General features: G+C 47.2%; 7 protein-coding genes. 3 read left to right on the top strand and 4 right to left on the bottom strand.

Features of this window, described 5'->3' with window-relative positions; all coding sequences use genetic code 11:
- Positions 1-6: 6 nt before the first annotated feature.
- A complete protein-coding gene (locus tag NDI48_16495; protein MEP0832775.1) occupies positions 7-714 on the bottom strand; it encodes a DUF2062 domain-containing protein in 708 nt (235 codons plus the stop codon).
- A gap of 649 nt (positions 715-1,363) precedes the next feature.
- Here NDI48_16495 and NDI48_16490 point away from each other — a divergent pair.
- Positions 1,364-1,615 carry a hypothetical protein gene (locus tag NDI48_16490; protein MEP0832774.1) on the top strand — a complete coding sequence of 84 codons (252 nt, stop codon included), beginning with the start codon at positions 1,364-1,366 and terminating at the stop codon, positions 1,613-1,615.
- Here NDI48_16490 and NDI48_16485 read toward each other — a convergent pair.
- Entirely contained in the window at positions 1,566-2,150 is a 585-nt protein-coding gene (locus tag NDI48_16485) for a methyltransferase domain-containing protein (GenBank protein MEP0832773.1), read from the bottom strand. The two genes, NDI48_16490 and NDI48_16485, sit on opposite strands and share 50 nt — an antisense overlap.
- 131 nt (positions 2,151-2,281) lie before the next feature.
- Here NDI48_16485 and NDI48_16480 point away from each other — a divergent pair, with 131 nt between their 5' ends.
- Positions 2,282-7,186: a CHAT domain-containing protein gene (locus tag NDI48_16480; protein ID MEP0832772.1), complete on the top strand. Its 4,905-nt coding sequence runs from the start codon at positions 2,282-2,284 to the stop codon at positions 7,184-7,186.
- A 259-nt stretch (positions 7,187-7,445) separates the two neighbouring features.
- On the opposite strand, the gene NDI48_16475 is transcribed toward NDI48_16480, so the two are convergent.
- Complete coding sequence (locus NDI48_16475; protein MEP0832771.1) at positions 7,446-9,830, bottom strand: PAS domain S-box protein; 2,385 nt, start codon at positions 9,828-9,830, stop codon at positions 7,446-7,448.
- Between the two features lie 109 nt (positions 9,831-9,939).
- The gene (locus NDI48_16470) at positions 9,940-10,917 is read right to left on the bottom strand and encodes a tetratricopeptide repeat protein (protein MEP0832770.1); all 978 of its coding nucleotides are present in this window, start codon (positions 10,915-10,917) and stop codon (positions 9,940-9,942) included.
- 347 nt (positions 10,918-11,264) lie between these two features.
- Here NDI48_16470 and NDI48_16465 point away from each other — a divergent pair, with 347 nt between their 5' ends.
- Complete coding sequence (locus NDI48_16465; GenBank protein MEP0832769.1) at positions 11,265-13,325, top strand: elongation factor G; 2,061 nt, start codon at positions 11,265-11,267, stop codon at positions 13,323-13,325.
- The last annotated feature ends 53 nt before the right edge of the window (positions 13,326-13,378 follow it).

Raw genomic sequence — 13,378 nt, 5'->3', positions numbered from 1 at the left:
GATCATCTATGAGTACTGATCGGGATATTGTTGGTGTAAATATTTCATCCGTTTGCGCCGTTGACGTGCCTGGTGGGAAGTACGAACTCGGCGAATTAGTCGCAAGCCGAGGAAATAACTAATAATGGCACAGATGAATCCGACAAATACGCAGCCGACAAACAGAGGCCAGATAATTTCTATCCCTAACTCCTTAATATCCTTAAGATCCTCCCAAGAACGCCAATTTATATTCGTTGCAGTCTGGTCGTTGAGCAGCCATTTCCCGATATAGAAATTAAAAGCATAAATCGGTAAAGAAGTAAACGGATTACTAATCCAAGGCCCAACTAACGCTAGAATTTTATTCCCACGAAACAGAAAGGCTAGCAAAACGGCCAGAAGTGTCTGGGAACCAAAAAAGGGAAACAATCCAGCAAATACGCCACAGGCTAAACCCCGTGCCAGCGATTCTGGTTGTCCGCGCAAACGGGCTAAACGCCAATAAAAGTATTGTAAACGTCGTCGCCAAATTGGCTTAGAGCCTCTCGGCTTGCGATTGCTTTTGACCATGTGCGTTTGCCAAGCCTGCGTGTAACGCGGAGTGTGCCTGCGACTCGTGTGAGTACCAGAGGCCGCCGTTCGGGCGGCTGAGGGGGAGCGATTCGGGTGACATTCCAGGGAATATAAGGACTTCTTAGTAAACAAATCAGTAACCCTCCACCATTCCACCATGACTCTGCATTCCACCCACGGGATTGCCTGTGACACTACCCCAAAGGAGCAATTGGGAGATCGTCAAATAGGAGTTACTTTTCTACTTTAGATCAGGGATTGAGCCTATTCCTCATGCTCATGGATGAGTAAAAACGGTTAAAGCGTTCATTTTCCTAATTAAACTCAGCGCCAGAAGGTTCATTATCAAAATTTAGAATATCTATGATTGTCTAGCCCAACCATTAGTTCCCCAAGTTCTGACCCAAGTTTAAATAGAAGCTCCTGATCAGGTAATTGACTATCTTAACATAGAGAGTTAGTTTTGGCCTTCAAAGGTTATACTGTAGACCTTCAGATTCTTCGACCTTTTCTCGTTGGCTAATGAGGCAGACGTAGGTGTCGTTGAATTTTCTTTTCGGGCAAATGGAGAATAAAAAAACGTGACTCTACGGCCAAAAGTCGGCGGACTGTTAATTTGACAGTACGATTAGAGATCTAGAGGATTCATTCAGTTGGGAGTTTGGCTGGGGAGCGGATTCCGAGGCTCTAAAAGCTCACGCCTTGTAAGACTCCAACTCTGCTATTCAACGCCCAGAATAGGGTTACTCGTAATGTCAGCGATAGCGCTAGTGAGCGACTAAGGGCGCTCGTACCCTGCCATATCGCTGTGCAAAAGTTAAAAATTCTTTCTAGAGCTTGTCCCCTGGATAAATTTCGATTCGTCAAGCTGTCACAGGAAAATGGTCACATTTTTGGTGTTACAGGAGACGGTACCAATGATGCAGTGGCAATGAAGCAAGCTCATGTGGACTTGGCGATCGCAGTGGCACAGCGGATGAAAGCAGAAGAACAAGTTGACTCTTTTGTTTCTATACGAGAACTATCTCAATGGGAGACTCAACCAATAATTCTTGCTTAGGCTCTCGAATAGGCTTTATCGCTCTCAATTCAACAATCATTTCTTTCACAATATTTCTAAAGGTTTTTACTTCAAACATAATTTGCTCGGCATTCTTACCCTGATGGGTATTGGCATCTACCAATAAAATTCTTTTGTCAATCAACCAATCCCCTCTGTAACCATAATCAGCAAACCAATAATAAGGTTGTGCGAAATAACTAAAAGAGTTTAAAAAATATGGCTTGGCGTGTGTTGGGTCTTCAAAGGCATCATCGCTGGAACCATAAGGCACTCTAAAGACGGCTTTAGCGCTTGGTTTGGCAATCCTGTGGATTTCTTCCATGAAAGCTAAAGGATGATGCAAATGTTCAATCACATGACTGGCGAAAAATTCATCGATTTCATCGTTATCAAACGGTAATTTCACCTCCTGACATTTATCTAAATCTGCAATAATGTCAACCCCGCTTAAAGGAACTTTATCTAAATTAATCCAATCCGGCAAAATAGTTTTGCCACAACCTAAATTAAGTTTTTTAGTGATTTGTTTCATTTTTACAGGGTCATTCGTGTGACTAAGCTATTCCCTAAGAAAATATTATTTTACGGCTGAGATTCTCTTCAGGACGGATGTCTCACGAATTCATCTAACTTTAACGGATAAACCTCAAACCCCAAATGTTGATGATGAAAGCCCCTATTTCTATTGTGATCACCACGTATAACGGAGAGCGTTACCTCGGCGCTGCCATCAAGAGTGTCCTCTCACAAACTAGGGGTGATTTTGAGTTGTTGATTTGGGATGATGGCTCAACGGATGACTCGGTTGGTATTGCTCAGACTTATGCAAAGCAGGACAGCCGCGTTCGAGTCGTGGCGGCAGTCCATCAAGGACGAGTACGAGCACTCAAAAGTGCGATCGCACAAACCACCGGCACCTACATCGGCTGGGTAGACCAAGATGACCTGTTAGCACCAGTCGCGTTGCAGGAAACAACCGCCGTACTCGATACCAACCCAGAGGTGGGACTCGTTTACACCGATTACTTGGATATGGAGGAAAGTGGCAAGATTCGAGGCTACGGAACTCGCTGCCATATTCCCTACTCCAAAGAACGCCTGCTGTTGGACTTCATGACCTTCTTTTTCCGGTTAATGCGTCGTGAAGTCTTTGAGCAAGTTGGCGGATTGGATGCCTCAATGACCCATGTTGAGGACTATGACCTGTGCCTCAAGCTGTCCGAAACAACAGAGGTACAGCATGTTAAGAAGCCACTTTACTATTATCGTTGCCATGGGTTGAGCGTTTCCCAGAAATATCCACGACAGCAAGCTGAAAATGCCTGTTATGCGATCGCAAACGCTTTAAAACGTCGGGGACTAGCTGAGCAATTGCAGGTACAACTCGAAATCCTCCAGGATGTTCCCTTTCAGTCGAGAATTAGACTTACACCCAAACCAACGGCTGTCAGGAGTCGTAGGAGCGACTCATGCGTCGCCCATACAGAAGCTAAGAGGGGGCGATTGTCATCCCTGCGTTTTGTCGCTTGCCTATCGCCGCTTGCCCTTTGCCTTTCTCCTACATGGGTTCAATCCCAAACCATTACTCCTGCTGCCGACGGCACCAATACCAGCGTTACCTCCACGGGAAATCAATACGACATAAGCGGTGGTGCGCTTTCCAGTGATGGGAAGAATCTCTTCCACAGCTTCAACCAATTTGGACTCAACCAAAACCAGATTGCTAACTTCCTCTCTAACTCCTCCATCCAAAACATCTTGGGGCGGGTGACTGGCGGCAACCCTTCCGTGATTAACGGACTCATCCAAGTCAGTGGGGGTAACTCTAATCTTTTCCTAATGAACCCAGCCGGCATCATCTTTGGTGCAGGAGCCAGCCTGAATGTGCCTGCTGCCTTCACTGCCACCACGGCTACTGGCATGGGACTGACAACTGCAACGAACAGCGATACCAACTGGTTTAAGGCAGTTGGAACTAATAACTACGCCGCCTTACAGGGAACGCCCAGTGCCTTCGATTTTTCTGTATCACAACCTGGAAGTATTGTCAATGCAGGGCAATTAGCAGTCGGTCAAGGGCAGAATTTAACCCTCTTGGGCGGTACTGTAGTCAACACGGGCGAATTGCAAGCATCGGGTGGACACATCCTCGTTGCTGGCGTTCCGGGTTCTAGCTTAGTCCGCCTCAGCCAACCGGGAAACGTGCTGAGTTTAGAGATTCAACCTCCTAGCGCTACGAATGGCACTGTGCCAGCCTTATCGTTGCCCCAACTGTTAACGGGTGGAGGTGAGGAGACGAACACGAATCTCACAGTGAATAGTAATGGAAAAGTAGAACTGACCAATACGGGTGTCGAGATACCCACCGATACGGGTAGTACTGTTGTAGCTGGCTCTGTAGATACATCCGGTCAAATTGGTGGTAGCGTCCAGGTTCTAGGAAATAAAGTCGGTTTGTTTGGCGCGACGATTAACGCCTCTGGCATCTCAGGTGGTGGAACTGTACTAATTGGAGGTGATGAGCAGGGCAAAGGCACAGTCCCCAATGCCTCTCGCACTTATGTCAGTCCAGACTCAGTTATCTCGGCTAACAGTCTACTCAATGGCAATGGCGGTCGTGTGATTATCTGGGCTGATGATGTTACTAGCTTTCATGGCAACATCAGCGCTCGTGGTGGTGCGAATTCAGGTGACGGCGGATTTGTAGAGGTTTCGGGTAAGCAAAACCTGATTTTTCAAGGCAATGGCAATGTTGATGTTAGTGCTCCTAATGGCACTCTGGGGACATTGCTGCTCGATCCAGCGGATATTGTAATTGCGCCCGGTGCGGCGGGGACTGGAGCCAATGACGGGGAATTGGCAGATGGCAGCATTTTGTTTACGGATAGCCCTGGTGCAACCTTTACCATTTCTCAGGGTACGTTGCAAAGTCAGATTGGTGCGGTTACTTTACAAGCAACGAATAATATCACCATTACCCCTGGTGTGTCCTTAACTTTTGGTGGTGGTGCTGGTGCGATCGCATTTACAGCAGATGCGGATAACAATGGTGTCGGTTCGTTTTTGATGAATGCCGCAGACTCGATTACCGCGTTCGGGAGAAGTATAACGATTTCGGGTGCGACCATTGATGCGGGAACGATTAACACCCTAGGATTGATTACTGAAGTTAATATCACCCTCACTAGTACTGTTGGCTCAATTACAACAGCCGGTTTGATTGGATCAGGTTACAACGGTAGCAATATCACACTTTCGGCGGCGAATAACATCACCGTAACTGGCCCGATTACGTCCACAGGAGGGGTGGGGGGTTCCTTTGCAAGGACAACAGGTGGAACGGTTGATTTAAGTGCTGGCGGCAGTATTACCGTTACAGGGGCAATTAATACCTCAGCAACGGTAACAACAGATGGTGCCCCTACAGCGACGGGTGGTAATGTCAGCTTACGCACGAACACTATTGCTGGAAGCACAGGCAGGAATATTAGCTTTGCCAGTATCAACACAACTGGAACGGTAACAGGGCTGGGTTACGGCACCACCGTGACAGGACGAGGCGGCAATGTCCAAATCATTGCTAACGGATTGGTGCAGGGAACGGGGGCAGGCAATACCATTGATGCGCGAGGAGTTGCTATCTCTAACTTTGGGAATCCTGTGAATCAGGGAGGCGCGATCGCAATTACCCATGATGGAGGGCCAAATAATCTGCCGTTTGTGGTCGGGAGTGCAAGTACTAATGGTACAGCAGGAGCTATCAATAACACGAATACGGCAATTCCGACACTGAGTTCGGGGACATTTCCTGTACTGGCTAATGGTGGCGTTGCTCCTGGTACTCCCAACGCGATTACCATTACTTCCGTCAACAGCGCACCTACGCTAACGGTAAATCCACAGCTACCTGATATTCCACCCAACCAGTCCGTTACGTTTACACTGGCGGACTTAAATGCAGTTGTGGATGATACGAATGACGATATTAGGACAGTATTTATTGATGCCATTACGACTGGAACGCTAACGAGAAACAATGTTCCTTTGGGTTCAGGAGACACTGTTGCTCTAACTGATGTGTTGGTTTATACTCCACCCCCCGGTTTTACAGGTTCGATTAGTGATGTCTTGACGTTGAGGGCAAGCGATGTCGTTTCGGTTTCAGTACCCCGCTCAATCGGCATCAACGTTATACCTACACCCACACCCACACCTACACCCACACCTACACCTACACCCACACCTACACCTACACCTACACCCACACCCACTCCGTTAGAACGACCCCCTCAAGAAACTCCCCCCATCTCTTTATCGGTAGTAGGCGGCACATCGAGTTGTATTAGTTCGGGTGCTTCATTCCTAGATGGAGAGTTTACCCGTCAATTTGAAGATTACCTGGGTTCTGATGCTGATAGCAAATCTCAAGGCGACCCCTGTCAGGTTCTTGCCAGTATCGAGCAGGATACAGGTGTAAAACCAGCGCTGATCTATGTCAATTTTGTCCCTCAGGCTTTAGAGCAAAGCGATCGCAAGAGCGACGAGTTGGAATTGCTGCTAGTTACAGCCAAAGAACCACCCCTTCGCAAACGGATATCGGGCACGACGCGCGATCGAGTGCTGAAAATCGCTCAAGAATTCCGCAGCAACGTTACTGATTCCAGAAACCGTCGTGGGTACTTGGCTTCATCCCAGCAACTTTACAAGTGGATCGTTGCGCCTTTGGAGGCAGATTTACAAGCCAGAGGAGTTCAAAACCTCGCCTTCCTGATGGATACTGGGCTAAGAGCGATACCGATAGCGGCGCTCAACGATGGGAAAAACTTCATCATCGAGCGCTATAGTGTGGGTCTAATGCCCAGTCTCAGCCTCACCAACACTCGCTATAAAGACATCAAGAACTCCCAAGTTCTAGCGATGGGGGCAGAAAAATTTACTGAACTCAATGCTTTACCCGCAGTACCCGTGGAACTGTCAACCATTGCTGGAAAGCTGTGGCAGGGCAAGTCCTTTCTTAACGACGCTTTCACTCTGCAAAATCTCAAGCTTGAGCGACAGAAACAACCGTTTGGGATTATTCACCTTGCCACTCACGGTGAATTCCGTCCGGGAAAGCCTAGCAACTCCTACATCCAGCTATCGGATACCAAGCTGCGCCTCGATCAACTGCGGCAACTCGGTTGGAATAAGCCCCCTGTGGAGCTATTAGTCCTCAGTGCCTGCCGTAGTGCTTTGGGTGATCAGGAGTCGGAATTGGGTTTTGCTGGATTATCGGTACTGGCAGGAGTCAAGTCATCTTTGGCAAGTCTGTGGTATGTCAGTGACCAAGGCACACTAGGGCTAATGACGACATTTTATGACGAGTTGAAAAGCGCTCCCATCAAATCTGAGGCACTCAGGCAAGCTCAACTGGCAATGCTCAAGGGAGAAGTGCGCTTGGAAGGAGGGAAGCTGATAACTTCGGATATAGAGATTCCCTTGCCACCCGCACTAGAACAACTCGGTAGTCAAACGCTGGAGCATCCTTATTACTGGTCAGCCTTCACGATGATTGGCAATCCCTGGTAAAGTCAAATGTAATTTAATCCGTGCGAACTATTCTGCTCGATCAAAATGGACAACGACCTCGTTCCTTTTTTCATCGGTGTAGCTGTACTCATCCTCTATCTCATCTTCTCAGCCATGACGGAGATGGGTACCAAGTTTCCTTGGAAGAAATAGTGTCTTTCAGGTAGGCAGTACCACAGATTCCAGCAGGCTCCATTCTTTAATTGACCAACCTCATTAAACACTTAAGTCTTATCCAAGCCATCAATCCTTAGAAACTTTAATGGCTTTGCCGAATGGGTAACTCAATAATGAACTCACTCCCTTGACCGAGTTCAGATTTACTTAGGACCTGACCCTTGTGTTTTTCCACGATAATTTTGTAGCTGATAGATAATCCCAATCCAGTACCTTTGCCGATGGGTTTAGTGGTAAAGAATGGGTCAAAGAGATGACAGCGTACTTCTTCGGTCATCCCCATCCCGTTGTCGGTAATATGAATCAATACATGGGAAACATCACTTTTATCGCTAAATGATGAAGGGTCTTGTTTAACTTCAGTGTGAATCCGAATCAAGGGCGAGGCTTGAGAGTGGTCACGGCACTTATGTACTCTCCTCTCTTCTAACGCATCAATAGCATTGGCGAGCAAATTCATTAACACTTGGTTGAGGTGCCCTGGATAACACTCAACCTCAGGTAATTTACCATATTCTTTAATCACCTCTATCTCTGAATATTCATTTTTAGCTTTCAGTTGATGTCTTAAAATTAATAAAGTACTTTCAATTCCTTCATGGATATCTACTATTTTTATCTCAGATTCATTCAGTCGGGAAAAGTTGCGTAGGGACTGAACTATATCACGTATCCGCTCGGTTCCTATTGTTATTGAAGCTAAAAGTTTGGGTAAATCAGTGACCACAAAATTATAGTCTATGTTCTCCATTTTTTCTAGAATTTCAGCTGAGGGATTAGGGTAATGTTGCTGATAACAATTAATTAGGTCAAGTAGGTCTTGAATAGAGCCGCTGGCATGAGTAATGTTGCCGTAAACAAAACTGATCGGATTATTAATTTCATGGGCGACTCCGGCAACTAACTGTCCCAAGCTTGACATTTTTTCACTTTGAATTAGTTGCGACTGGGTTTGAGTCAACTCCAGTAACGTTCGCTCTAGTTCTTGGGCTTTTTCGCGTTCTCTCGCTTCGGCAAGTTTGCGCTCGGTGATATCATTGAGCGTACCTCCTATACCTGCAATCTCACGATAATACCCCACTACCAGACGGGAGTGTAGCTCAAAAATACGATAGCAACCGTCATTCGTTTGGAAGCGAAGCTCATACCGCGTATTTTGTATTTTCCCTTCCATGAGTTGGCGAAAGTGTTCGTTATGGTATCCTTGGTCTTCCGGATGGATAAACGTGCAGCAAGGTTTACCTAAGCTTTCTTCAACACTAAATCCAGTAATTTCTGTCCAAGCTGGGTTGAGAAAAGTCCACCTACCACTGGAGTCTGTTTGAAAAATTACTTCTTGGACGTTGTTAACAACTAACCGATAACGTTCCTCGCTTTGACTTAGCTGTAATTGCGACTCCTGCAATCTTGCTAACATCTGATTAATTTCAGTCCCCAAACGGGATAGTTCATCTCTACCCTGGGTTAACAACCGCTCTTTTAGGTCGTCTTTGGCGCGAATCCGCCTGACGGTAGCACTGAAGTGAGATAAAGGGGACAACACCCATTTTTCTAAAAGCAATAAGGTAACACAGCCAAAGGCAAAACCTACCGCTAAAAGTGCTAATACTAGATAACGCAAGCCTAGTTTACCTTGCTGGTAGATATTTCGGGCAGTATCCACGCGTAACAATAACCCAGACTGCCCTTCAATATTTCTAAGTAGGGTATAACCTGCAATTCGCTGAGAACTTAAGGGACGGACGAGAATGATTGATTCAGCTAAAATCTTAGCCTGAGACAATTCTTGAGTGAGTTCATCTTTAATGGCTTGGAAGTCTTTGGGCAATTGCCCTTGATGAAAGGGATAGATAGTGAGTGGTAAACGAGTCAATTGGGAGAGGCGGATTAATTCACCACTATTGAGAAAACGACCCAATATTAAGCTGCCACGAATTCGACCTGTACGGTCACTTTTGACAATGGGATGGGAAGCAACAAGTAAAGAGCCTTCGGGTAAAAGCAGAATTCCTGTGTGGCTGCTATTAAGTGTATTGTGCTGGAGGAGGCGAGGGCGAGTGGCAAGGTATTGTTTCAAGCTTGCGGGAACTGGGATGGCTACTTTTTGCTGTAAATCTAAGCCTTTGCCATATTTGACTTGACCTGCTTTATTAATAAACAGCATAAAATTGAGCCGGAGGTTGACAAAACTCGCATCGGCAAGATTTTCCTGAATGTAGCGTTCGTTAACATCTGCAACAAAGGCGTAAGTGTCATCCCACCCAGCCCAATCCTTGGCTGTGCTATTGAGTTCCTGGAGATTGTTGGCTAAGGCTTCGGTGACTCGTTCTACATTCTGGTGAGTCTGCTGAAACTCAATTTTGGCAACACGATTCAGCCAAATTGTGGACAAGCTAAGGTAGAGTGTCACCAACAAACACAATAGCGTTACGCCAATAATGAGAACTGTCTTCTGGCGCAAAGTCATGTGCTTGCTCTGTTGTGGTATGTACGCCCCGTCAACCTGTCACCAAACTAGCTCTACGATTAAGACATTCACCACTGTAGCTTCTTTAAATCAATTCGGAATGGATACTCTAGGGATTAGAAGTATGTGCCTTTTGTAATAACTGATCGGCATTTGTCGCCCACTGGGAATTCCCTTGCGCCGTATAGAGCGCTTTAGCATATTGCAAAACTTGCTGGGCATCACTAAATCGGTTCTGCCGCAGAAATACTAACCCAGCACCATAGTAAGCATTGGGATAGTTCGGGTTACTTTCAGCCGCTTTTCGGAAAGCGGCGAGCGCCGCATCAAACTTGCTTTGATTAAATAAAATTGAGCCTAAATTATAATGAGCTTCTGCATATTTAGGGTTAATTTTTATGGCTTGTTGAAAAGATTTCTGGGCATCTTCAATTTTGCTTTGTTGTAAATAAATAAGTCCGATATGATAAGCAGGTTCTGGAGCATTTTGGCTCACCTGTAACGCACTCTTGAACTGAGCGATCGCCTGCTCTTGCTCTCCCGCTTGGGAAAGTAACAAACCATAGTTGTAATGGGCGACACCGAGGTTGGGTTCAAGTTCGAGTGCCCGCGTCAAATAATCTCGTGCTTGCTGTAAATTACTCCCTTCTAACAACGCTGCTCCTAAATTAGCAAAAGCTAAAGCAAAATTGGGGTCTACCTGGGTTGCCTGATAAAAGGCATCGGCTGACGCTTGTAATTGCCCTGCTTGGCGCAAGGCTAACCCCAAGTTGTAGTGGGCGGGTGCGAGTTGGGGGTTGAGTTGAGAGGCTTGTCGAAATGCGGCGATCGCTTCTGGCAATTTTCCCTGCTGAATCAACCCAATTCCCTTGTTGAGTTCCTCAACGGCGGCAGGTTGTGTCGGCGTCAGCACAGGGAGTGACTGCGCCGAGGCGGTATGTGGCTGTGTCAGCGCGGTTAGGCTGCCACCCAATAACAGGAAGCTAACCGTCACAAGGAAGGTGTGCGGGGATAATGCCAAGCTACTGGGGGGAAATTTCTGCTTTATTTTGAAACAAAATCGTTTCCAACTGTTGCTTAAATCCATAAAAAAATTGAATTTGTTCACTTAACTTAACTTAACTTTATTTTGCCTGAAGTTTGTCTTACAAGACATTGCAAGTTTAATTTAATGGCGACCAGAAGCGCTAATCTCACAGGCAGATACGTTTAATGACATCTCCATATTGGCATCGGCGACTCAACCAGAGACAAGATAGCCGAGGTGACAAGACCTATGTCAACCGATTGTAGATTTTGGATGCAAGGATTTTGGGGTCTCCGCGATACTGGCGGGCGAGACATAGACGAGAATGTCACTGTCCAAAATCAGCCAGTCAAAATCCCCAATCGGCAGATTATCTGCATCACTCCTTATTATTTTGGGGGGAAATCATGAACCAAAAAGTGAGTTCTGCCACCCGTAATGTGGCAATTGTTGGTCCCTATTTAAGCGGTAAAACAACACTTTTAGAAAGTTTGTTGTTCGTTTCGGGTGCAATTTCACGCAAAGGCAGTATTAAAGACGGTAATACGGTGGGGGATGGTGCTGCCGAAGCACGCGATCGCCAAATGACAGTAGAAGTCAGTGCGGCGAGTACCCAGTATCAAGACATCCGCTTCACCTTTGTCGATTGTCCCGGTTCAATAGAATTTGCCCAAGAAACTTACAACGCCTTAATTGGTGTCGATGCGGCGGTTGTCGTTTGTGAACCGGTCACCGATCGCGTCCTGACGCTTGCTCCCTTATTCAAATTCCTCGATGATCGGGAAATCCCCCACCTCGTCTTTATCAACAAAATGGATCGACTCACCTGCGATGGTGATGGTTGGGGGGAATCTTATCGAGCCATCTTAGACGCCCTCAAATCTGTTTCGACACGCCCTCTAATTCCCCATCAATATCCCATTGGTCAAGGGGAACAGCTAATTGGGTTTATTGATTTAGTTACAGAGCAAGCTTTTCATTACCATCCCGGTGCGCCCGCCGACCCAGTACCCCTGCCAGAGTCGTTAAAAGAACAAGAACATGCCGCACGGGCAGAAATGCTGGAAGCGCTGGCTGATTTTGATGACCACCTACTAGAAGAACTATTAGAGGAAATTGAGCCACCCCAAGAAGAAATTGTCCAAGATTTGAGGATGGAATTGGGGGCAGATTTAATTGTGCCCGTATTCATCGGGGTCGCCGAGCAAGATTACGGCGTTCGGCACCTGATTGATGCCCTCGTGCGGGAAGCCCCAACCCCTGAAACGACCGCTGAGCGGCGAGGGCTGGATATCAACTCCGAGACGGTGGTGGCACAAGTACTTAAAACCTACTACACACCTCAAGGAGGTAAACTCTCTCTCGTGCGCGTCTGGCAGGGACAACTGACGGATGGAATCGTCCTAAATGGAGTCCGTGGCGGTGGTTTGTACCGGATGCTCGGTCAGCAACAGCAATCGGTTTCCGAAGCGCCAGCCGGTGAGATTGTCGCGATTGGACGCTTAGAAGGAATTCACACAGGCCAAACTCTCACCAACCATTCTGGCAACGGGAGGATGGAAGAGGCGAAAGCTGAATCACTGCGACCGGTCTATGCACTAGCGATCGCCGCCGAAAATCGCAAAGATGAAGTCAAGCTCAGTAATGCATTAACCAAGCTGCTGGAAGAAGACCCCTCTCTGGCTTGGGAGCAACACGGGGACACCAACGAAATTATCCTTTGGGGACAGGGTGAAATTCACCTTCAAGTAGCCTTAGACCGACTGCGGCGCAAATATAACCTACCGATGGCGACTCACCTGCCGCGAGTGCCCTACAAAGAAACGATCCGCAAACCCACCAATTCCCACGGACGCTACAAGCATCAAAGTGGCGGTCACGGGCAGTTTGGGGATGTTTACCTGGATATCAAACCCGTACCGCGTGGCGAAGGCTTTAGCTTCTCGGAAACGATTGTGGGGGGTGTGGTGCCAAAGCAGTACATCCCTGGCGTGGAAATTGGGGTGCGGGAGTATTTGACGCATGGGCCACTCGGTTTTCCAGTGGTTGATGTGGCTGTAACTCTGACGAATGGCTCTTACCACAACGTCGATAGCTCAGAACAAGCCTTTAAGCAGGCGGCGCGGTTAGCCATGACGGAGGGAATGACTAAGTCTGAGCCGGTGCTTTTAGAACCCATCATGACCGTTCAGGTGTGTGCGCCGAAGGAATTCACCTCGAAGGTGCTGCAACTGATCACCGGGCGTCGGGGACAAATTCTCGGCTATGAAGGGCGTTCCGATTGGCAGGGTTGGGATTGTGTCTCTGGCTATCTGCCTCAGGCGGAAATGCACGACTTTATCATTGAGTTGCGATCGCTTACTTTGGGCGTCGGCTTCTTCAATTGGCAGTATGATCATCTCCAGGAAGTCCCCGGCAAACTGGCTGAAAATCTGCTGACCACCAGTAGCAATGGGAATGGCAAATAGCGATCCTTAAACAGGCATAAGTGTGAGGGATGAAGATCAAGGAAAATTTTCAC

It is taken from the genome of Microcoleus sp. AS-A8, assembly GCA_039962225.1.
In the GTDB taxonomy this organism is placed as follows: Bacteria; Cyanobacteriota; Cyanobacteriia; order Cyanobacteriales; family Coleofasciculaceae; genus Allocoleopsis.
Note: the sequence above shows the minus strand (reverse complement) of the source record. Positions and strands in the feature narration are given on the sequence as shown.